This window comes from Slackia piriformis YIT 12062 (assembly GCF_000296445.1).
GTDB lineage: Bacteria > Actinomycetota > Coriobacteriia > Coriobacteriales > Eggerthellaceae > Slackia > Slackia piriformis.
Window position 1 is genome coordinate 1,471,038 of sequence record NZ_JH815198.1, and the last position, 21,716, is coordinate 1,492,753.

Consider the following 21,716-nt stretch of genomic DNA (forward strand, 5'->3'; position numbering starts at 1 on the left):
ATCAAGCGATAGCCTTGTTTAGAAATCGTATTCGGGATACAGCGGATGCGCATCCAGGATGGTGCGGACCTGCGCGGCTATAGCGGCAAGCTTCTCTTCGTCGCCGGCTGCGAAAACCGTAGCGGCAATCAGCTCGCCCACGCGGTGGAAGTCGTTCTCATCAAGGCCGCGCGTGGTAGCGGCGGCGGACCCGACACGAATGCCGCTGGTCACGAAGGGAGAACGCGGCTCGTTGGGAATGGAGTTCTTGTTCACGGTGATACCAACGCTCTCAAGAAGCTTCTCGGCGTCTTTACCCGTGACATCGGCAGGGGTCAGATCCACGAGGCACAGATGATTGTCCGTACCGCCAGAAACCAGGCGAAGCCCGCCGGCGGTAAGGCCTTCCGCCATGGCGGCGCAGTTCGCGACCACGTTGTCGATGTAGGTTTTGAATTCAGGCTGCAGCGCTTCGCCGAAAGCAACCGCCTTGCCTGCAATCACATGCATGAGCGGACCGCCCTGGCTTCCCGGAAACACCGCTTTGTCGATCTTTTTGGCGATCTCCTCGTCATTGCACAGAATAAGGCCGCCGCGTGGACCGCGAAGGGTCTTGTGCGTGGTAGTGGTGGTGACGTCCGCATACGGAACAGGGCTAGGATGGGCGCCCGTAGCGACAAGACCCGCAATATGAGCCATGTCCACCATGAAATATGCGCCGTGGCGATGGGCGATGTCGGCCATGCGCTCGAAATCGATCACGCGAGGGTACGCAGAAGCGCCGCCGACGATCAATTTGGGCTTGAGTTCAGCGGCCATGCGCTCAATGGCCTCGTAATCGATGGTTTCATCATCCGTCAGGCCATAGCCGTGGAAATCATACAGCTTGCCGCTAAAGTTGACCGGCGAACCGTGCGTGAGATGACCGCCGTTATCCAAGCTCATACCCAGCACAGTATCGCCCGGCTGAATGAGTGCGAAATACGCGGCAAGATTCGCATTCGCGCCGCTATGAGGCTGCACATTGGCGAACTTTGCGCCGAAAAGCTCCTTCGCACGCTCGCGGGCAAGCTCTTCTACCAAGTCAACCTTTTCGCAGCCGCCGTAATAGCGCTTCCCAGGGTAGCCTTCGGCGTATTTATTGGTAAGGACGCTGCCCATGGCCTCCATAACTGCCGGACTCGTGAAGTTCTCTGACGCGATCAGCTCGATTGAATCGCGCTGGCGCGAAAGCTCTGCGGAGACGGCGGCAGCCACCTGAGGATCTTTGTCCAGATAGGAAAAAGGCATGGATACATCCTTTCTTTCACTCGCTGCGGCCACTCAAAGCCGCAAGCACAACGAATCCGCCTATTTTACCACCGCTTCAGACGGGGCTTACGGAGAAGCATATCGACGGCGCACTTCCACACACATATCGTTCAAATGTAAAATCGACCGCCGAAGCGACCGATTTTCAACTTGCCTATTTATGCGCGACGCACATTGCCATCGGCGCCGATCGTAGCTCCGCCTTCGGCGTCGAGCTTCATGATCTTTGCCACACGCATGGCATGGCGGCCACCCTCGAACTTCGTGGTGAGGAACGCATCCACGATCTTCTTGTTTTCCTCCAGCTCGACGAAACGGCCCGAAAGCGTGACGACGTTGGCGTCATTGTGCTGACGGCACAGCTCTGCGAACTGCACGTTGATAACATTGGCGGCACGGACACCGACCACTTTATCGGCGGCCAGAGCCATGCCGATACCGGTGCCGCACACGAGCACGCCTCGATCAGCGGTTCCGCCAGACACATCGTGAGCTACGGCGGCCGCGTAATCGGGATAGTCGACACGGTCGTCGCTGTCGGGACCGCGGTCGATCACATCGTAGCCCTGACCCGTCAGGTAATCGACCAGCTTCTGCTTCTGATCGAAACCCGCATGATCGCTTGCGATGGAGATAATCATTCCTTGTTCCTTTCTTCGCGCATAAGCGCTTTTTTCATACCGATTCATCATAGCAAGAACGCAAACCTCACGGCCCCATTCTTCCGCCAAACACCCAAGAGCACCACGAAAAGCGCAGCGTGCGGCGCCCTATTCGTCCGAAGCAGACAACGTGCGCCTTACGGCATCATGCCACCCGGCCATGCATTGCTTGCGCGCCAATGAATCCATGCGGGGAAGGAAATGGTCGTCATGAGCGCGGATGGAACGTATCTCGTCAAGATCTTCCCAAAACCCCGTGTTCAATCCCGCCAGAAACGCCGCGCCGAGGCCGGTGCTTTCAATAACAGCAGGGCGATTAAGCTGAGCACCGAGGATGTCGGCCTGAATCTGCATGAGCAGGTTGTTGTCCGAGGCGCCGCCATCGACGTTCAGCTCGTCAATTCTCATGCCTGAATCCTGCTCCATGGTACGTGCCACGTCGGCCACCTGATACGCAAGGGACTCAAGCGCCGCGCGGACAATGTGCGCACGCGTGGCGCCACGCGTCAAGCCGTATATAGCGCCGCGTGCATCGGCATCCCAGTAGGGAGCGCCAAGCCCCGTAAATGCAGGCACGATGTAGACCCCTGCCGAATCCTCAACTGTCAAGGCAAGAGCCTCGCTTTCCTGGGCGCTTTTGATGATACCCAGCTCGTCGCGCAACCACTGAATAAGAGCCCCGGCCACGAACACGCTTCCCTCGAGGGCGTATTCAAGGCGCGAAGTGCCAGGCGCACTCGCCGCAATCGTGCTCACCAGACCGTGGGAAGATTCAACCGCTATGTTGCCTGTGTGCATGAGCATGAAGCAGCCCGTGCCGTAGGTATTTTTGGCACGCCCCGATTCAAAACAACATTGCCCGAACAAAGCCGCCTGCTGATCGCCTGCAACACCGCGAATCGGAATGCCCTCAGGAAGGCCCGGATACGATGTAACGCCGTAATCGGCAGAAGAGGGTCGCACTTCGGGAAGCATAGAGCAGGGAATGCCGAACAGATCGAGCAGTTCGTTGTCCCATTTGCCCGTATGGATGTTGAACAACATGGTACGGCTTGCGTTGGTGACATCGGTCGCATGCACCGATCCGCTGGTTAGACACCAAATAAGCCATGAATCAACCGTGCCGAACGCAAGATGGCCCTCTTCGGCAAGGTTTTGCGCCCCCTCTACGTGATCGAGAATCCATCTGATTTTGCTCGCCGAGAAATAGGCGTCGGGGATAAGCCCTGTCTTTTTTCTGACCATGGCGGCCACCGAGCGATCGCCGCATAGCGCCTCCACAAGAGGAGCCGTGCGGCGACACTGCCAGACGATGGCGTTGCAAATCGGCTTGCCGGTGCGCCTGTCCCACACAATGGTGGTCTCGCGCTGATTGGTGATGCCGATAGAATCTATTTCATCAGGCGAAACGCTGCTCGAAACCATCGCCTCCACCATGACGCCGAGCTGAGACGATGCTATTTCACGCGGATCGTGCTCAACCCATCCTGGCTGGGGATATATCTGGCGAAAAGGATGTTGCGCCGAACCATGGATACGGCCTTGCCTGTCGAAGACAAGCGCCCGCGAAGACGTGGTGCCCTGGTCGAGCGCCAAGATGTATTTCTTCTCCATGACGATTCACCATCCGTACGAATCGGGCCGTCGCATCCCGCTTGCGTTGCTTCATACGGCGGCGATCTAGAACCTCCGCTCGATTATACACGGGCGCAACCGCGCGCTTGCGCAACGAAGTTCGACGAGCAACCAAAGGAAAAAGCGCGACCGAACGCCGAAAGGCCTGGCGACCGCCTTCGCTAAACATGGCATGCGCGCAATTACGAAACAAATCCGACAGACCTCCGAGCTGTATCGCTCGCGCATCCCGACCGTTCGAAATCACATGGCTCGAGCGTCGAAAGACGCTCGTCAGCAACATCGAACGTCTCGTCCATTCCTCCAAATCCGACAAGGCGCGCCGCCTGTGCGACCATAGCGTCCTCAAGAAACGTGCGCACGCTGCGCGCGTTGCCGAAATCATTGCGCTGCATGGCCTTTGCCATCTTTCTGTCAAATACGGAACGAACCCCGTCGCCCAGATTCATCCCCCATTCATCCGCCATCAGCTCGAGGATGCTCCACAGCTCGTCTTTCGAATAATTGGGAAACGAAATCCGAACCTTAACGCGCGAGGCAAGGCCTGGATTCAGGGATATTAAGTCGCCCATCTCCTTGGTATAACCGGCAAAAATGACGACCACTTCATCCCGCAGCTTTTCCATGCAGTCGACAATGGCGGTAATAGCCTCGTCGCCAACGCCACCTTTTACCCCGTCGATAAGAGAGTATGCCTCATCAATGAAGATCACCGAGCCGCGCGCACGCTTGAACAAGCTGTATACCTTGGCCGAAGTCTCCCCCACGATGCAGGAAGTCAAATCCTTTCGACTGCACTCGTACAGATCGCCCACCGACAGCACGCCCTCTTCTTTCAGGATACGAGCAACCAATCGCGCCACCTCGGTTTTGCCCGTACCAGGATTGCCCAGAAACGCCATATGGATCGGAATGAACTCCGAGCTCACGCCCAGATCGCGCCTAATTTTCTGAACACGCGCATACGAAAGACGATCGAGCACCGCCCGCTTGACATCGGCAAGCCCAATAAGCCTTTCAAGGCGTTCGCGCGACGCGAGGGTCGCAGACGCACTCTTCGCATCGCTCGCATCCTGCCTCCAAGCACAGCGCGAAACGACATCCGAAGCCTTAATCGTTCGCAGGTCATCCTTGACAAGCGCCTCTATCCCTTCCTCATTCGCAATTTTGGAAAGGCGCATCTGCTGCGCGCCAAGCACATCCTCATATAGCCTGCGCACGAAGCGTGCATTGCCTTGGTCGTCCCTTCGCCCGCCCTTCGAAACCTCATCGCGCACCGCCTCGATTACCCCGTCTTCAAGACGCAAGCCAGCCCTTTTCGCCATGAGCTCGAAGATTTCGCACAGCTGCTCTCGCGTATAGTCATCGAATTCCACCGTGAACCCAATGCGAGATCGAAAGCCCGGATTGCTTTCTATCAGTTTTTCCATGCGATCAGAATAGCCCGCAAGGATGACGACCGTATCTTCGCGATGAGACTCCATCAAGGCGATCAATTCGGCCAATCCGACAGACGAGGTTATGGAGTAGGCTTCGTCGATAAAAAGAATCGAACCTTTTGCGCGTGCAAAGGTTCTCTCAAAACCAGGGGCAACATCCGAGCCGGAAATGACCATCAGACGCCCCTCTGGCAAGACGCCCTCTATACGAAGAATTTCTCCGTACAGTCGCGCAACCTCGGTCTTTCCTGTGCCTGGCGAGCCCGAGAAAATCATATGCATCGAAAACGGACGAACAGGAAGGGAATGCTGAGCGAGGAGCTTGTTCATGCGGAGCCTGCCGACGATTTCGCGGACAAGCCTCTTGGGCTTCTCAAGACCCACCAGGCTGTCCAGGCGGGAGTAGGCATCGTCGGCCGCGTTCGAGGACTGATAGAACCTTTCAAAGCTCGATGCATACACGGGAAAATTCTGACGCGCCCGTTCGAGAGCCATCCAGTCGGAAAACACGTCTTCGATAGGTTTTTCAACTCGATTGCACCGATAGCGCTCAAGCAACGATTCCAACGACGGATTCGTCTCAACGTCCGAAGCTCGAGCCAATTCGACTAACCTCTCGGAAGCATCGCACTGACGCCAGGCTGCCGTCCCCTTCGATCGGGCGATTGTAACAAGCGGAGCCATAAACGCACGGCGGATGCGCTCTTGGAGAAAATCGCTTCCGAAGGGAAGAAGAAATACAACCTGCACGGAATCGAGAGAATTATTCAACATCTCAATGGTATGCATGAACATACGGTAGAGATCGAAGTCGAAATCAGCGTCGTTTGCGCCCTCGCCATATTCGATGACCAATACGTTGTCGGAGAGCGCATCGATGAGATTTTCGTTGAGCCATTCGAAAGCCGTTCCGTGACGAAACGCGGCATGGGATTCTTTCATCAAAGGAGAGAACCGCAAACGGTATACATGCGAAGAAGGAAGCCTTCCCGCCTCGTTCAAAGCGTCCATCAGAAGATCAAAGGGAACCTCGCAACGCGGCGAGTCAAGCCCTTCCATGATGTAATGGACGGGAGTACGTCGGCCGCCGTCGGCATCGACTGGGCCACAGGCGTGGATGCGCTCGAGCTCGGCCTCAAGATCAGGCCCGTACTCCGTCATGCGGGCCCGCCTTATTCTTTCATCGCGCGAATTCCCCTTCACCACCATGGATTCCAGCAAAAAGGAATTGCTCGATATCGTGCGACACGCAGCCAGATATAACTCGAAAGCGTGGCATTCGCTCAAAGATGACGAAGCCATAACACCACTTTGCTGCCCCGCCTCGTCAAGCGCTTCCTTCGCCGTGGCCTCCCTGACCTTGAGGTGCTCCTTGAGATGGTCGTCGTATGAAAATTCCCAGATGCGACATGCACGGGCAACGCAGCATTTCACGTACTCCGTATTATCAACGAACGGCCTGTTGAACACGATGACGGCAAACAAAGGAACGCGCAGCATGCGCTCCATCGGACAGCACGAAATGTAGCATCGCTTGTCCATCTCGCGATAAAGGGGCTTCCGGGAACTCATAAAACCGCCCGATACCTCCCTTTCGGCGTATGACGAAGAAATCTCAACCACGTAAATCCGCATAAAGCCCCTCTCGAACGCGACCATTCGCTAAGGGGCGCAGACAACGTCAAGGCGCCAAGCATATAGCCGTTTTCTCCAACCCCTCATGTATGTAAGCAAGGTTTTTGAAAACTGGACCATAAGCCGGAAAACAACAAGGCATCTTAGGCGACATCGGAAATCCGCAACCAAGACAAGCGAGGTTGCGCCTTATTCAATTCCGTAGATATCGAACATGCCGATGGTGGTCTTAAGGGCCACCTTCTGCGCAATAAGCTGATTGCCCGTGGAGGCGTTCAGCGTACCTGCCGCTTTTCGCTCAGCAACAGTCTCCTCAAGATCGGCGAGCCTAGCCTCGAGGTCATCATGCATGTCTTCGTATGCAGCCAGACGGCGAATGGCCTCATCAACCATAGAGGGATCGACTGAAGCCGTGCCGTCGGCAGCGCGGGAAGTCAGACGCTTCATAAACGTTCCTTTCAGTAACTATACGCAGTCTAGCTTTGTATTGTAGCGTTCGATACGGACAGGCATTGAGCAAAGGCTCCGCCGGGGCTAGACGCCTTCCGCCAAAACACCTCCGATTGAAAAACGCCATGCTTCGATTGCGATGCCCTATCGCCCGAACGCCTCGTCTTCGAAAAGGTTCATGAGGTCATCTTTGCCCGACACCTTCGTTTTGGCGTACACGTTCTTCGTGTGCGTCCATACGGTGTTTTCCGAAATGAAAAGCTCTTCGGCAATACGCTTTGCGGAACGGCCGCGCACAAGATACGAGCATATTTCCGTTTCGCGCTTCGTGAGCCCGTAGTGTTCGGCAAACGAATGCAAGGCCGCCTCCCAATCGGGCTCGACCGGAAAGACCTCGCTTCGCTCTTCGGGAATCGACGCTGCCGCATCAAGAGAGTCGGAGGCAGTATCGACCGCGCCTTCGTCTCCGCGCGAGCCATCTTCGTGCGCCTGCTCATGCCGTCCCAGCGCTCCGTTGGAAGAAGGGTTCGCGTCCTGTGCGAGGCACTGCGCCTGAGCCTGCCCCCCAAGATTGCTCCCATCTGCAGCTGGCCGCACGCCCTGCATGCTGCGACGCATGACCATGACGAACGCAATGCCCAGAGGATACATGGCAACAAAAGCGAGCAGCGTCATGAGAGAGATATCGTAATCGCCGCTCAGATAGTTGACGAGCAGCCCTATGCCAAGACCCAATGCCAGAAAACCGTTCGAGCCGCCCATGTACACGCTCGAAAGCAGATAACTTTGCTGACGATGCCCATGCGCCGCGTCCACGATGAAGAAGAGAAACAGCATGCCGCATACGTCGTAGCAAGCGATCATAGCCCCGCCCGCAAGCGATCCAAGGTAATCGCCCACGAACGGAAGCAGCGTGAGCAACGCCAGCATGACGGGCAGTACAGCCTTATACACCGACGTGGGATCCGGCAGACGCAACGCCGCCAGGCCGGCAACCGCCGTGACAGCCGTGGCAAAGGCAAGAGGGATCCACATAGACACCCCACCGACGATATGTTCAAACGATGACCCCAGAACCGACGTATGCAAGATGCCCACAACGCCCACCAGCACGAAAAGGCAAGCAAACGCGGTGCCGAACTTCGCAACGAATGCACGTGCCGTCACGGGCTCGAAAACCTCGCACGCGGAAGAGAGCTCGCCATGCGCGCTCTCGCCTAAAACGCCCGTCTTACGCATGACGATATCGAAATGACACAGCACGGAAATAAACGCGGACGCCATAGCGACGAAAGTCAGCGCAAGCCCGGGAAGCATTGACACCACAACGACGAGAACCGTTTGAATGCAGAGTCCCGCCACCATGCTCTTATGGGAATCCGACGGATCTTGATAGGCAAATTCTTCCATCCACGTTATGCAGAACAGAAAAGACGCAACTCCGTATATACAGCCGAGCAGCGCCGCAGAATATGGCTCAGGTACAGGCGCGAGCACACCCGATGCGCTCAGGAGGAATCCTGCGAAAAACACCAGCAACGCTTGCCACTGGGGAATAGAGCGCGGACGAAGGTGGCCACGAGCGGCCAAAGAAGCCACCACAATGGCAAGAACAAGCGAGACCGCTTCGCTTGCAAGCATGAACCATAGTTCGGTCACAAAACCCACATTCCGCGTAACGGACCCCATCGCCGACAGGTATCCGATAGATGTTGCCGCCTTCGACAGTCCGAAACCGCACGCAGACACCGCTGCGATCCTCGAAGCGAAATCGCGCATAACCCCTCCCCCCGTACAATTCGTGCCATTGTATCGCGCTCAATCGCCGAACGGCGCGCCATTTCTCACCCTTCAGAAAGACACGGTCTGACACCTCACGAACAATACCTACACCACACATGCCTGTCAAAGACGTGACCAGGCATTTTAATAAATTCACCGATACTCGGTGAGGACAGAGCGAGGTAATAGGCCTATGGTCGAAGCATCTTCGAAGCGACTTTTCACACGCTTCGAAAAGGGAGGAACACAAGGAGGAGAATGACCATGGATTTGAATCGTCGCGACTTTTTGAAGGGTGCAGGCGTTGTCGGCGCATTGGGCGCCGTTGCAACAATGGGAGTCGGATGCGCCCCGTCCCCGTCCGGCAAAGACAAATCGTCCGATGCAGCAAGCACCGCGAAAACCCCCAATGAAACCGCATACAAGAAGATGAGCGAGGCCACCGACGGCAAATACGTAGCCAAGGCCATGGGCCACGAGAACTACGTCTTCGTCGAAACCGTGGTCAAAGACGGCGCGATTGCCAGCCTGCAGGTTCTCAACCACGACGAAACCCCGGGTATCGGCAGCCTGGCCGCCACCATGTGGCCCGCGAAGGTGCTCGAAACCCAGAACCTCGATGTTGACGCCATCTCCGGCGCAACCACCACCTGCAACGCCATCAAGAATGCCGCGCTCGAATGCCTCGGCAATGCGGGCATCGACGCAAGCGAATTCCAGAAGGGCCCCGAAGAGCTGACCGGCGGCACCGAGCAGGCCATCGACACCGACGTCATCATCATGGGCGCCGGCACCGCAGGCCTTGTGGCAGCCACCCGCCTGCTGGAAAAGGGCGTGAAGGTCACCCTGTTCGAGAAGCAGGACATCCCCGGCGGTTCCATGTCCATGACCTACTCCGGCGTGGCGAGCGCGGGCAGCAAGCTGCAGGAGAACTACTCCCAGGGCCGCTTCGACGACAACCCGAACTACAACAAAGACGCCATGATGGCCGTTCTTTCCAAGTACGTGAACCCCGAGTTCGACCGCTTCGACGGCGCCATGCCCTACGACCATGCGATGTATGACACCTCGGGCGCTTTGGTGGACTGGCTGCACGAGATCGGCGTCGGTTTCTACAGCATGGGCGTGAACAAGGCATACGGCATCACCCCGTATCTGGCTCCCGGCTGCTACGAAGGCGGTTGCGGCCAGGCCATGCAGTACCTCGCCGACCGCGTGGGCGCTTTGGGCGGCACCATCGTCTACGGCGCGAAGGTGACCGACATCACCATGGACGGCGACCGCGCGACCGGCCTTGTGGCCGAGGGTAAAGACGGCTCGGTCTACACCGCCACCGCCAAGGCCGTGCTGCTGGCATCCGGCGGCTTCGGTGCCAACCAGGAAATGGTCGACCAGTATTACCCGCAGTATGCCGGCCGCTCCTTCAACTGCTGCCCCGCCTCCACCGGCGACGGCATCGTGCTCGGCCAGAAGGTGGGCGCGGGCATCGAATGCATGGGCCGCGAGCTGGGCGCCTACATGTCCACCACCTCGCAGGCAGGTTCGCGCATGGAAATCGCCTTCATGTATCAGACCACCCCGGGCATCATGGTGAACGCCCACGGCGACCAGTTCGGCAACGTCATGAAGGCGAACCACTTCGTCATCGGACAGGCCCTGTGCGACGAAGAGGCCAACGGCGGCAAGTTCTACTGGATCACCGACGAGTCGGGCGCGGTTACCACGATGAATAACCTCACCTGGGGCTTCGACACCTACAAGGCCGTCTTCGAGCGCGGCGACATGGTGCATTACAACACCGTGGAAGAAGCCGCCGAGGCAACCGGCTGCACCAACCTGGCCGCCACCCTCGAAAAGCACAACGGCCATGCGCTGGCAGGCGAGGAAGACGAGTGGAAGCGCTCCAAGCTCCCCTATCTGGACACCCATGACGGCATCTGGGTCTGCGGCATCGAGCCGACCTTCTACCTGACCACGGGCGGTCTGATGATCGATACCTCCTGCCATGTGACCAAGGAAGACGGCACCGTGATCCCCGGCCTGTACGCCGCAGGCGACGTGTGCGGCTCGATCGAGGAGAAAGACGGCAAACAGTACGGCATGGGCTTCGACGCCGCCATGAACTACGGCTACATCATGGCCGAGACGGTCGCGTCCGAAATCGCCTAGCCCGTCCTCGATGCGGCGGCGGGCCCGATGTCACCCAGCTCGCCGCCATCCCAAAGCCAGGACGCCGCCTCCGTTCGCGCTTCCCCTCCCTTTCGCGCCGAACGGTTCAACTAGCGGCGCCCGGCACCGCAGACCGAGGCATAGAGCGCAAGACCCCCGAGGATTTTCGGGGGCCTTGCGCTATGAAGGGCATCTTCCCGCCGAACGCACACACATGCCGCAATCGGCCGGCGGCAAGACGGTCCGGTCGCATGACGGCAATGTCGGATATGCCCGATAATCGCGCGCTTCTGCGCCGCGCAACCGGCGAAATTGCGAAAACGCAACCGGAACATGGTGGACGCAACCATTCGAAGCGAAGAAACTGACGGTAAGTTCGAACACTCAGACGCACGCGGCGTGCGACGGAATTCGCCCATCCGGCAGAGGAGGACACCATGAGCTTCAGCGCAAACCTTCAGCATCTTCGCGCAACGCGGTCGATGACCCAGGAGCAGCTTGCCATGCTGCTCGGCGTAAGCAGGCAGGCCGTCTCCAAATGGGAATCGGATGCCGCCTACCCCGAAATGGACAAGCTCTTATGCCTGTGCGACATCTTCGAATGCTCGCTCGACGAACTCGCCCGTGGAGACCTGACGCATCGGACCCGCGAGCACGCCCTTGCCGTCTCCCCGGGCCCCGCTACCGACATCTGCGACTACGACCGCCGCATGCGCCTGCGGGCCACCCTTACGGCCTCGGGCGTGGCCTGCATATTCCTCGGCATCGCGGGGTTTTGCGGCACCGGAGGCATCGCGGCCTCGGCTGCCGATGCGTATCGCATCGCGTGCCAGTATGCGTTCTTTGCCGGCACGCTTCTCGCCTGCGTGCTGTTCGGCTTCGCCTGTAACGTGCAGCGCACGTTCACGCGTCGCCATCCCTTCGTCGAAGATTTCTACACCGAAGCGGATAAGGCGCGCGCACGAAAACGCAGGAATGCCTCTTGGGCGGCAGCGGCCGTCATCACGGTCGTCGGCGTTGCTATCTGCTGGTTCCAAACGGTTTTCTTCCAGCATCTTTACGGCGGACTCGCTTCTTTGAACATCGCGCTTGCAGGTGCATCGTGGCTTGTCGTTCACGCTTCGATGGGCGTATCGCGCACCGACATCGCCGCCTACAACCGACGCTATGAAGAAAAAGCCGCACGGAAAAACTCCGAAGCGCGCCGCCTTTCTCTGATCGCAGGCCGCGACGTTGCCGCGCGCGATGCATACGAAGGCTTCGAGAACCATGCCGCAGCCGACGCTTGCCCGCAGGTGGGATGCGCCCCGTCCGAATCGGCGCTCGCCCCGAGCGCCGCCGCGATGCCGCACGGCGCGCAAAGCGATGCCGGGGCGTGCCCGTCCGACACGCAATCCCTTGACGCGAACATGCTCCACCAGCGCGTCCGAGAGCAGAGAAAGGCCGCAGCGGGCATCATCATGACGCTTTCCGCGATCGTCGTGCTCGTCATGCTCTTCGTTCTGCACAGCCCTCATTGGCCGCTTGCTCTGATCATCGGCGCGCTTGCCTGCGTCATCGCATGGATTGCCATTCCCTTCCGCAGCGTGACGCGATAAGCCGGCCGTCGCGAAAACCCCAGGTGCAACATCCCAATTGTCCGAAAGTCCGGCCGAGCTCGTGTTCGATCGGGCGCAGAATTGAGCATTCGAGAGAACCGAAGCCGGGAAAACCGCAGCCAAGAGCTCGGGGGCCAGGAATCCAGAAGTCGTACCGATCACCCCGCCGATGGAGCGCGAGAGCCAAGCGCCCCATCGGCGCATATCACCTGCGACCGTTCTATATGCCTTTGCTGCGCAGCCAGCGATCCACGTCGTTGAAGACTTCCTCTTTCACCGGCTCGTTAAGAATCTCGTGACGCATACCGTCGTACAGCTTCATATCAACGCACAGGACGCCTGCTGCCCGGTACTGCTCGGCAGCGCGCTCGACGCCCTTGCCGCAATTGCCGACGGGGTCTTCGCCTCCCGCAATGAAAAGCAGCGGCAGGTCTTTCGGAATAAGACGCGCCCGCTTCGGGTCGGTTGCCTCAAGCGTCAAAGCTGTGAGAGATGCGTACGCTCCCAACGTGAACATCTGCCCGCACGCGGGATCGGCGCGATACGCGTCCACCACTTCCGGATCCGTCGAAATCCAATCCACCTCGGTGCGTGCGCCGGAAATGGCTTTCGAAAACGCACCTGCGCCGAGCGAATCTACGAATGCGCTGCAGTACCTCTCCCCCTTGAAGGCGGCAAGAATACGACAAACCGCGTTTCCGGCTCTCGAAAGCGCACGGGGCTGTTGGCCTGTGCCGCATAGCACCGCTGCCGCAAGACCTTTCGCATACCTGGTCAGATAACATCGTGTCACAAAGCTTCCCATAGAATGGCCGAACATGACGAAGGGAACTTCCTCCCCGTAGCGCCCTTGCATCATCTTTCGCAATTCGTGAACGTCTTCTATAAGAACCTCCGCCCCGTTGCGAAGGGGCATATGGCCGAGCGATTCCTTATCCGAAGCGCTCTTCCCATGGCCAACGTGGTCGTTTGCACAGACGACGAAACCCTTTGAAACCAGGAACGACGCGAAAGGAGCGTAGCGCTCCACGTGTTCGGACATGCCGTGCACGATCTGCACGATGCCGCGCGGCGCTTCGCAAGAAACGGCGTCCCGTTGCCACAGAAGCGCCCGAATCTCCGAGACGCCATCATGGCTTTCGTACTGCAATTCAATCGCTTCCATGCCTCTTCCCCCTCTGTATTGCACACAGCGCGCGTTTGCGAAACGTCCGTGGCAGCCCATATCCCAAAAAAAAATGCTTGACTTGAACCATGCTCTAAGCAGTAGGTTAGCATTCGCACGAAAGAAAGGAAGCCATGAAGGAATCTCTCTTGAACACCCCAAAACTCGGATTCGGCTGCATGCGACTGCCGCTTCTTGATGAAAAGGATCCCACAAGCATCGATATCGAGCATTTCAAAACAATGGTCGACGCTTTCATCGAGGGAGGCGGAACGTATTTCGACACTGCGTTCGTCTACCACAACGGCACCTCGGAAACGGCCTTGCGCGAGGCGCTCGTGAAACGCTATCCGCGCGACGCCTATACCGTCGCCACGAAATGCCTCGCTTGGGCAGCGCCCGATGCGGCCACCGCGCAATCGAATCTGCAGACCTCCCTCGACCGGCTTGGGCTCGATTACGTAGATTTCTACCTGCTGCACAACGTCGGCGGGCCCCGCACGACAAAATTCGACGAATACGGCATGTGGGATTTCGTCCGCGAAATGAAAGACCAGGGCAAAATCCGCAATGTGGGCTTTTCCATCCACGATGGAGCCGAAACACTCGACGATATACTGACTGAGCACCCCGACATGGACTTCGTCCAACTGCAGGTGAACTATCTGGACTGGGAAGATCCCGTGGTCCAGTCGCGTCGTTGCATGGAAGTAGCCCAGAAACACGGTGTGCCTGTAATCGTTATGGAACCAGCACGTGGCGGCCGCCTCATAGACCTTCCCGCACGCGTGAGCGACGTGTTCAAAAAAGCAGCACCGGACAGAAGCATTGCATCGTGGGCGTATCGTTTCTGCTACAACCTCCCCAACGTCATCACCGTGCTTTCGGGCATGTCCAGCATCGAGCACGTGCGCGAGAACGTGGACGATTACCGCTCCTTCGGCTCTAAGCCCTTCTCGCCCGAAGAGCAGCTGGCATTCGACGAAGCGGTAACAGCGCTTCATGCCGTGGACACCATTGCGTGCACGAACTGCCGCTATTGCATGAAAGACTGCCCGCAGGGAATCGCCATTCCCAACATCCTTGGCCTGCTGAATTTGGAGGCCTACACCGAAAACAGGGAGTTCGCAAAGGGGCAGTATGCCTGGCAGGCGAAAGCGCCCGCAAGCGAATGCATAGAATGCGGTGCGTGCGAAGACATGTGCCCGCAGAAGATCGATATCATCAACCAGCTGAAACGCGCCGCCGAGCATTTCGAATAACGGGTCAAGGTTGGGAGCTGTCCCAGCAGCAGGTTAAGCCATAGGCGCCACTCCTTCGGCGCATGAAAGAACAGCGAATACCGCACAGACGGCAACGGTGACAAAAGGTGCGAAAGGAAACATGCCGTCGTCGGAGGAGCCGCCATGAAACCCGACCGGAATAGAACGGCCCTTTCGCGACGGATGCCTTCTAAGGAAACCATCGCGACATGCACGAACAAACGCCGCCGCGAGCAACAAAACGCAAGCAAGCACGAGAACAACCGCGCCCCAGAACGCACCCGAAAAAAGACCCACGACGAATAGCAGTTTCACATCGCCGGCCCCGAACGTTTCGCGGCCGGCGAACACATCCGCCACGCATGACGTCGCAAACGACCCCGCCCCTAATGCGAACGCCCCCGCAACGCCTGCCGCAGCCGCCCGAAACGCCGAGCCTTCCGAACCGAAAGCGGCCGTGCACGCTATGAGTATGCACCAGATTGCCACAGCCCCCAAAAGCGCTCCATGGGGAATGATGCGCTCCTGAACGTCGGCGATGCTTATCCACGCCAAAACGCATGCCAGACCCGCGCAGGCAAGGGCGATACAGGTTCGTTCGCAGACAAAGAGCGGGCATATGTAGAGAAAAGAATCCATGGCTCCATCATGAAGGAGCCTTCTTCCCTCCACCGTGCCATTCACCGTGGAACACCTTTCGAATTCCTCCACGACTTCTTCCGAAAAACGCACAGCCTTTTCAGCGGCGTCAGGACACCTCTCCCCAAGACCCCTTTTCAAAAAGAACGGCCCCCGCCTCCCCGCAACGCCGAATTGTGTATGCGCGCGGATCCTCCCGCCCCGTCTTGCCGCACCAGGCAAGCGTAAGCTCGGCAAGACGGCGCATAGCCTCTTGAAAAGCAACCGTATCACGCACGGACGCGTCCCCGAGCGCCGCCGTCATAAGAGCCTCTGTTTCGGGATTTGCCCCGACCAATTCATCAAGCGCGAGGGAAAACGGGTCTTTGAAAAGGCAGGAAGACGGAATCGCCGCCCCCTGCACAGGAGAAAACATGAAGGCCGATGCCGACACTTTGGATTCTGCCCCCGAGCGATCGATGCTTCCGACGAAGCCTTCGTAGTCTTTCCTCTCCCAAATAAACGGAGCATCGCATGAGGGAGTAGATGCGCAAACGGCCCTACGTTGGTGAAAAAGAAAGGAAGCAAAGTTCAAACAGCACACAATACCGCCGCACGCATCGAAGTCATGGCACGAAGACCCAAGAAACGCTTGTTCAACAGCTGAAAAATCCGCAGCTTTCTCTCCTGCGTCGTTCACCCAGGCACGAGACGTTGCGCCAATGGCCTCGGCCGAAGCGTCGTAAAGCGCCTCTTGAACAATATGCCCGATACAGCCGCAAGAGGCGCATTCGCAGCTCGACGCGATGCTATATGCCGCAGGCTCAAGCTCGCGCCCAATGCGCCACAACGACCCACCCGGAGAAAATCGAGCCTCGAAAAACGACGAGAGCCGCTCAACCGCATCGTCGAACGGATGCTTAGGCCATACGCCATGCAGAAGCATGTGCGGAGATGCAACGCTTCTGCGCGCGAATTCCTCCATGAACAGCGAAGCCGCCTCCATGGCCACAACGTCGTTCATGGAGCGCGTCATGGAACCGCGTACCGCACGAATGCATACGGAGCAGTACCGTCCCTTGCGGTCGAGGGCCTCCATGGCAAAATTACGCAAATCGGGCGATGTCGTCAGGTGTAATAGCGCCGACGCGTATGACACGAGGCACATCCCCCGTGCAATCGACCACCGTCGAAGAAATGCCGCTACGCGGGCTGCCGTCGCCGAGCGCGGCGGGAACCTTGGCAAGCAACTCGGGATTCAGCTCGTCAAATGTATGCGCCGGCGGCTCCCCTTGGAAATTAGCGCTTGACGTAGCCAAGGGAAAGCCCACCTTCTCAATAAGGGCAAGTGCAACCGCATCGTCCGGCATGCGCAGCGCAATCGTATCGTCCACCGCGCGAAACGCCTGGGGAACGTTGTTCGCCGCCTTCACAATAAGCGTCAACGGACCAGGCCAGAATTCGTCTGCCAAAGCCAATGCGTAATCCGGAACATCGCACCCATAGAACTGCAGCGCGCTCTTGCTGCCTACAAGCCACGGAATGGCTTTTTCGGCATCGCGGCGTTTAATATCGAAGAGCGATTGAGGAGACTCGGAAAGCCCGACGGCCACCCCTACCCCGTACACGGTATCGGTCGGAAACACGACTGGTTTGCCGGCGAAAAGCGACGCCGCAGTCTTTTGGATGCTGTCAGTTTGCCTCATGGCAACCTCGCTTTCACGTAAATCCATCAAGCGCACCATAGCGCATCGAGGCTTGCGAATGAACCGTCGTAAGCGGATGTTTACTTCTTGCAGCGCGTTGAAATGTAGTAGTTGCTCGCGATAAGCACGCCGATGATGGCAATGATCATAAACCAGGTATAGGGCGTAAGCACACCTGCGGAAAGCCCCTCCACAAGCACCGCGTACTTCAAGGCAATAAACACCAGCACGAGCACGCCGGCAGCCAGGGCAAACACGCCCGTTGCGCGGCATGCGCGCTTCACGTCATAGTTCGCTTCGCGCTCTGCTGGGTCCATACGGTTCAGCGAGGCAACCATGAAAACGCCGTGCCCTGAAAAAAGCACGAGCGCCGAGATAAGACATGCCACGGATACCAGCAGCCCTATAGCGATTTCCGTCATGAAACTTCCCTTCTTCGTAACGCTATTCGTAACAGGATTCGATCTCTTGTACACGACGATAGAGATATCGGTTCTGAGGCACGAGAATGCCGTGCTTTTCGGCGCGGCCTATGATGGCGCCGGCAAATTCTTCCACCTCGCTCGGCCGTTTGTTGATTCGGTCCTGGGCCATGGACGGCATGCCGTTCGGATCGAGGGATTCCGTAAGCGCCACCATCTGGGAAAGGTCGGCCTCGGTCAGCTCCACGCCCTCTGCGCGGGCAACCGCCATGGTCTCGCGCATGGCGGCGACGAGGCTGCGATTCTGCTCCCCCTCGGCGGTAACCGTGCCGTAAGTCCCTTCATACACCATGCAGGTCTGGTTCAGTCCCACGTTCATCATGAGCTTCGTCCACATACGGTGGCGAATGTCGTCCTCAACGACGAAATCGATACCCGCCCTCGCAAAGAAGTCGGCGATTTCGTCCACGACCCCTTCGTCGGTATGAGGAGCTGCGCCGAACCTGATCTGACCAGGATGCGTGTACGTATGCTCCGTGCCGATATACACCGCGTCCATCCCCTGGGCAACACTGAGCACGAGATTGCCCCAACCGAACACCTCGGCGATGCGCTCTTCACTTGTGATGCCGTTCAAAAGCGAAATGATTCGAGTTTCCGGACCGACGCAGGATTTCATGGTTCGCAACGCGGTTTCCATGCCGGTGGCCTTGATGGCGAGTATCAAAAGATCGACAGGCTGCGCTTCGGAAGCGGGGACGGTCCTGATCTCGCACGGATCGCCGTTGATGCGGATTTTGTCGTCAGAATGCCGCCTAAAACGTTGGTCGTCCATGACGAACTCGACCGCGTCGGGTCCGATATTGCTCGCGATAAGGCTTCCGTACAAAAGGCCGACGGCGCCTTTGCCGATGATGGCCGCTTTCTCTATCCGCACCGACAAACCTGCCTTTCCCGTTCTGAACACACCGCGCACGTGCGCGCAACCGACTCTAATGCAAGAACGCCTACGCCTCCTGCGGCGAAACCAGTGTCGCAGACGACGCCCCGTCTATGCGAATGTCCGTTTCGAAAAACGCCTCCAGCGCCCGGCGCGCATAAAGCGCATCGAGCACGCCCGCCGTCTCGTACGAGGAATGCATAGCGATCTGCGGGCAGCCTATGTCCACAGCGTGCATGCTCGCTTGAATGTTCGAGAGATTGCCGAGCGTGGAACCGCCCGCCATATTGCTTTTGTTCGCAAAGCGCTGCACGGGCACGCCCGCATCGGCGCAAATCCCCGTGAAGACCGCTCGGCTGAAAGCATCCGTGCAATATGCCTGGTTGGCGGCCTCTTTGACCACGATGCCGCCGTTGAGAAAGCACCTGTTGCCTTCGTCGGCTTTTTCGGGATGGTTGGGATGCACCGCATGGGCGTTGTCGCAACTTGCCATCATGCTCGCCGCAAGAGCGCGGCGCAGGTCTTGCCAACTGAAGCCGAGAGCGTCGTTTATGCGTTCAAGGACGTCGCGCAGCATGGTTGACATGGCCCCCTGTTTGGTGTTCGACCCCACCTCTTCGTTGTCGAAGCAGCAATACACCGAAACGCAACCGTTCTGCTTTGCGGAAAGGAACGCCTCGAGCGAAGCGTGCGCACACATGAGGTCGTCGAGCCGCGGCGCCGAGACGAATTCGTCCGCCGCTCCCCAAATACGCGCGGCTTCCAAGCTCACCAGGAAAACATCGCGACCGACGATCTGCGCGGGATCAACGCCGAGTTCGCCCGCAAGAAACGCGTCGAACGAACCCGCCCCAAGCGCTCCGGCGGAAAAAAGCGGGCAGGCATCCACCTGCCTATCAGGCGCAAACCCTTTATTGACCTCGCGGTTCATATGGATGGCGACGCTTGGTATAAGAGCGACGGGGCGATCGATAAACAACAGGCGGCTTTCGATACGAGAGTCGTCACGCACCATAACGCGCCCCGCAAGGCCGAGAGGACGGTCGAACCAGGTGTAGTCGATCATGCCCCCATACGCTTCCACATTGAGACGAAGCGCATTTCCCGGAGCCGAAAGCTCGGCGGCGTCTTTGACCTTGAACGCCGGGGAGTCGCTATGCGATGCGGCAATTTGGAAGTGATAGCCGTCTTCGGGCATATTGTCGCCAATGCGCCATGTAATAACGCTCGAGGCATTACGCGTGGTGAAATAGCAGCCGCCCGGCTCCATGCTCCACGCGGCGTTTTCAGGAAGATAGCGAAAACCCACGTCACGAAGACGAGACGTTATCTCGTCAACGGCATGAAACGCGCTCGGAGAAGCCTGAATGAACGAGCAGAGTCGTCGAGCTTGGCTGCAGGCGTCCTCCGACGGCGCGCCGAACACTTCGCAATCTGGCATAGAGCCGTCCTTTCTCGCATGCGCCGCATCATGCGCCAACGAGAAGCGAATGCCTCGGACGTTCAGCGGCCTTCTTCGGATAAGCCGTATTTTCGCCGAATTCGAACGAACTTACGATACCGGCAAGCATAAAGCACAAGAAGAAACATCGCGATTGCCCTGCATGCCGGGATGCGTTCCTTTGCGCTAGACTACAAAGCCGCACAACAGACGAAACAAAGCGCGCAGATTTCGCCATCGATGCCTTCGTTGAATTCAAACGCGACGTGCTTGAGAGAACGGCGTTTTGCACATGAACGACAGGGGGGGAGCAATGTATAACGCAAAGCAAGTCATCGTCGTGAGACGCGACCTCAAAATGCGCAAAGGAAAGATTGCCGCGCAATCGGGGCACGCCTGCGTTGAGGCGGTGCTTCTGGCCCTTGCGAAGGAAGACCGTTTGAACGACGTGAATGCGACCAATGGGTGGATATCCCTCGAGAACAAAGACCGCGAAGCAACGCCTCTTTCCGAATGGTTTGCAAACGGCGTCGCGAAAATATGCGTATACGTAGACTCCGAAGAAGCACTGCTCGACCTTGATCGCCGAGGAAGAGAACTCGGCTTCGTCACCGCGCTCATCCAGGATGCAGGACACACCGAGTTCCACGGCGAACCCACCTACACCTGCATGGCGTTCGAACCCCTGTATCCCGAGCAAATCGACCCGCTCACCGGCGATTTGCCGCTGTATTAACCTGCGCCTTATTGCGCTCGAAAGCCGTCAGGAACGCGACGCAGATCGTCTCCGTCGGCGGAAGGAACAATTTCCACCACGTCGTTATAGATGACAGTCTGGCGATCGCCAATGCCACGATCTTCATGATAGTGCCCGAAAAACCAGTGGCGGTAATCAAGCTTTCGCTCCACATCAAAGAGAAAGCGCGTAAGCTCGTCGTTTTCGTATGTCGGGTTCAGCCGATACTGAACGTTGCTCGCCGCACAATGCGTGAGCACGTAGTCGGTTTTCCAGCTCAATGCATCGAGCGTATCCAGCGCCTGAGCATATTCTTCAGACGAAGGCATTTCCTGGGGCCACCAGCTTTTATGCGGCGTGCGCCATGCCTTGTCGACCGAACGGGCGCCTCCCATGCAGAAGAAGGAGCGACCAGATATCGTGAACGCCTGCCCTCTCATGAGATGAAGGATTGAAGGTCTGACGCGGTGGACCAATCCGCCATGCCACTCTTCCGTCTCCATGGACTCGAGCATGTCGAAATTCTCGTGGTTTCCATCCACGAACAATGTTGTAAAAGGCTTTTTCTCAAGCCAACGTAACCAGTAGTTGCTTTCGGAATTATCGGCCCAAACCAGGCCGAAATCTCCGCAGACTATTACGTAATCTTGTTTATCGAGCTCGCAGCCTGTCGAAAAGAAACCAGAACCGAGCCTGCGCAGGTCCATCGACCCGTGCGTATCGCCCGTGATGAAAATACGATTCGCCACAGCATCTCCTTTCCGTC

At 57.9% G+C, this 21,716-nt stretch carries 18 protein-coding genes; 4 read left to right on the forward strand and 14 right to left on the reverse strand.

Going from position 1 to position 21,716, the window contains the following annotated elements:
• Positions 1-18: 18 nt before the first annotated feature.
• The 6 genes from glyA to HMPREF9451_RS06555 all read right to left on the reverse strand — a co-directional run bounded on the left by glyA (position 19) and on the right by HMPREF9451_RS06555 (position 8,890).
• Positions 19-1,269, reverse strand: coding sequence for a serine hydroxymethyltransferase (gene glyA / locus HMPREF9451_RS06530; RefSeq protein ID WP_009139513.1), 1,251 nt, complete (start codon positions 1,267-1,269; stop codon positions 19-21).
• A 179-nt stretch (positions 1,270-1,448) separates the two neighbouring features.
• Entirely contained in the window at positions 1,449-1,931 is a 483-nt protein-coding gene (gene rpiB / locus HMPREF9451_RS06535) for a ribose 5-phosphate isomerase B (protein ID WP_009139514.1), read from the reverse strand.
• Positions 1,932-2,060: 129 nt separating this feature from the next.
• Positions 2,061-3,566: a glycerol kinase GlpK gene (gene glpK, locus HMPREF9451_RS06540; RefSeq protein WP_009139515.1), complete on the reverse strand. Its 1,506-nt coding sequence runs from the start codon at positions 3,564-3,566 to the stop codon at positions 2,061-2,063.
• Between the two features lie 203 nt (positions 3,567-3,769).
• Positions 3,770-6,661, reverse strand: coding sequence for an AAA family ATPase (locus tag HMPREF9451_RS09455; protein ID WP_009139516.1), 2,892 nt, complete (start codon positions 6,659-6,661; stop codon positions 3,770-3,772).
• 189 nt (positions 6,662-6,850) lie between these two features.
• Entirely contained in the window at positions 6,851-7,108 is a 258-nt protein-coding gene (locus HMPREF9451_RS06550) for a hypothetical protein (protein ID WP_009139517.1), read from the reverse strand.
• A gap of 147 nt (positions 7,109-7,255) precedes the next feature.
• A complete protein-coding gene (locus HMPREF9451_RS06555; RefSeq protein WP_009139518.1) occupies positions 7,256-8,890 on the reverse strand; it encodes a helix-turn-helix transcriptional regulator in 1,635 nt (544 codons plus the stop codon).
• Positions 8,891-9,157: 267 nt separating this feature from the next.
• On the opposite strand from HMPREF9451_RS06555, the gene HMPREF9451_RS06560 reads away from it, so the two are divergent.
• On the forward strand, positions 9,158-11,062 hold the full coding sequence (locus tag HMPREF9451_RS06560; protein ID WP_009139519.1) for an FAD-dependent oxidoreductase: 1,905 nt from the start codon (positions 9,158-9,160) through the stop codon (positions 11,060-11,062).
• A gap of 437 nt (positions 11,063-11,499) precedes the next feature.
• Positions 11,500-12,660, forward strand: coding sequence for a helix-turn-helix domain-containing protein (locus HMPREF9451_RS09460; protein WP_009139520.1), 1,161 nt, complete (start codon positions 11,500-11,502; stop codon positions 12,658-12,660).
• A gap of 220 nt (positions 12,661-12,880) precedes the next feature.
• Here HMPREF9451_RS09460 and HMPREF9451_RS06570 read toward each other — a convergent pair whose 3' ends face one another.
• Positions 12,881-13,825 carry an alpha/beta fold hydrolase gene (locus HMPREF9451_RS06570; protein ID WP_009139521.1) on the reverse strand — a complete coding sequence of 315 codons (945 nt, stop codon included), beginning with the start codon at positions 13,823-13,825 and terminating at the stop codon, positions 12,881-12,883.
• Between the two features lie 134 nt (positions 13,826-13,959).
• On the opposite strand from HMPREF9451_RS06570, the gene HMPREF9451_RS06575 reads away from it, so the two are divergent.
• Entirely contained in the window at positions 13,960-15,087 is a 1,128-nt protein-coding gene (locus HMPREF9451_RS06575; protein ID WP_009139522.1) for an aldo/keto reductase, read from the forward strand.
• A gap of 33 nt (positions 15,088-15,120) precedes the next feature.
• On the opposite strand, the gene HMPREF9451_RS06580 is transcribed toward HMPREF9451_RS06575, so the two are convergent.
• From HMPREF9451_RS06580 to HMPREF9451_RS06605, 6 genes are all read right to left on the reverse strand, one after another.
• The gene (locus HMPREF9451_RS06580) at positions 15,121-15,798 is read right to left on the reverse strand and encodes a prepilin peptidase (RefSeq protein ID WP_009139523.1); all 678 of its coding nucleotides are present in this window, start codon (positions 15,796-15,798) and stop codon (positions 15,121-15,123) included.
• A gap of 37 nt (positions 15,799-15,835) precedes the next feature.
• Positions 15,836-16,864: a hypothetical protein gene (locus HMPREF9451_RS06585; protein ID WP_009139524.1), complete on the reverse strand. Its 1,029-nt coding sequence runs from the start codon at positions 16,862-16,864 to the stop codon at positions 15,836-15,838.
• Positions 16,812-17,438, reverse strand: a complete 627-nt coding sequence (locus HMPREF9451_RS06590) for an L-threonylcarbamoyladenylate synthase (protein WP_040626651.1) — start codon at positions 17,436-17,438, stop codon at positions 16,812-16,814. Before HMPREF9451_RS06590 ends, HMPREF9451_RS06585 begins: the two co-directional genes overlap by 53 nt.
• Before the next feature lie 53 nt (positions 17,439-17,491).
• A complete protein-coding gene (locus HMPREF9451_RS06595; RefSeq protein WP_009139526.1) occupies positions 17,492-17,833 on the reverse strand; it encodes a DUF3784 domain-containing protein in 342 nt (113 codons plus the stop codon).
• Positions 17,834-17,855: 22 nt separating this feature from the next.
• Positions 17,856-18,770 carry a ketopantoate reductase family protein gene (locus HMPREF9451_RS06600; protein ID WP_009139527.1) on the reverse strand — a complete coding sequence of 305 codons (915 nt, stop codon included), beginning with the start codon at positions 18,768-18,770 and terminating at the stop codon, positions 17,856-17,858.
• 70 nt (positions 18,771-18,840) lie between these two features.
• Positions 18,841-20,214 carry a M18 family aminopeptidase gene (locus HMPREF9451_RS06605; RefSeq protein WP_009139528.1) on the reverse strand — a complete coding sequence of 458 codons (1,374 nt, stop codon included), beginning with the start codon at positions 20,212-20,214 and terminating at the stop codon, positions 18,841-18,843.
• A 313-nt stretch (positions 20,215-20,527) separates the two neighbouring features.
• On the opposite strand from HMPREF9451_RS06605, the gene pth2 reads away from it, so the two are divergent.
• Complete coding sequence (pth2, locus tag HMPREF9451_RS06610) at positions 20,528-20,950, forward strand: aminoacyl-tRNA hydrolase (protein WP_009139529.1); 423 nt, start codon at positions 20,528-20,530, stop codon at positions 20,948-20,950.
• An 8-nt stretch (positions 20,951-20,958) separates the two neighbouring features.
• On the opposite strand, the gene HMPREF9451_RS06615 is transcribed toward pth2, so the two are convergent.
• A complete protein-coding gene (locus HMPREF9451_RS06615; RefSeq protein WP_009139530.1) occupies positions 20,959-21,699 on the reverse strand; it encodes a metallophosphoesterase family protein in 741 nt (246 codons plus the stop codon).
• Positions 21,700-21,716: the final 17 nt, after the last annotated feature.

Bases quoted from the DNA above. Each gene is read 5' to 3' on its own strand.
- HMPREF9451_RS06605 (WP_009139528.1), bottom strand. From the start codon at position 20,214: ATGCCAGATTGCGAAGTGTTCGGCGCGCCGTCGGAGGACGCCTGCAGC.
- HMPREF9451_RS09455 (WP_009139516.1), bottom strand. From the start codon at position 6,661: ATGCGGATTTACGTGGTTGAGATTTCTTCGTCATACGCCGAAAGGGAG.
- glyA (WP_009139513.1), bottom strand. From the start codon at position 1,269: ATGCCTTTTTCCTATCTGGACAAAGATCCTCAGGTGGCTGCCGCCGTC.
- HMPREF9451_RS06570 (WP_009139521.1), bottom strand. From the start codon at position 13,825: ATGGAAGCGATTGAATTGCAGTACGAAAGCCATGATGGCGTCTCGGAG.
- HMPREF9451_RS06550 (WP_009139517.1), bottom strand. From the start codon at position 7,108: ATGAAGCGTCTGACTTCCCGCGCTGCCGACGGCACGGCTTCAGTCGAT.
- glpK (WP_009139515.1), bottom strand. From the start codon at position 3,566: ATGGAGAAGAAATACATCTTGGCGCTCGACCAGGGCACCACGTCTTCG.
- HMPREF9451_RS06555 (WP_009139518.1), bottom strand. From the start codon at position 8,890: ATGCGCGATTTCGCTTCGAGGATCGCAGCGGTGTCTGCGTGCGGTTTC.
- HMPREF9451_RS06590 (WP_040626651.1), bottom strand. From the start codon at position 17,438: ATGGATTTACGTGAAAGCGAGGTTGCCATGAGGCAAACTGACAGCATC.
- pth2 (WP_009139529.1), top strand. From the start codon at position 20,528: ATGTATAACGCAAAGCAAGTCATCGTCGTGAGACGCGACCTCAAAATG.
- HMPREF9451_RS06575 (WP_009139522.1), top strand. From the start codon at position 13,960: ATGAAGGAATCTCTCTTGAACACCCCAAAACTCGGATTCGGCTGCATG.
- HMPREF9451_RS06595 (WP_009139526.1), bottom strand. From the start codon at position 17,833: ATGACGGAAATCGCTATAGGGCTGCTGGTATCCGTGGCATGTCTTATC.
- HMPREF9451_RS06560 (WP_009139519.1), top strand. From the start codon at position 9,158: ATGGATTTGAATCGTCGCGACTTTTTGAAGGGTGCAGGCGTTGTCGGC.
- HMPREF9451_RS09460 (WP_009139520.1), top strand. From the start codon at position 11,500: ATGAGCTTCAGCGCAAACCTTCAGCATCTTCGCGCAACGCGGTCGATG.
- rpiB (WP_009139514.1), bottom strand. From the start codon at position 1,931: ATGATTATCTCCATCGCAAGCGATCATGCGGGTTTCGATCAGAAGCAG.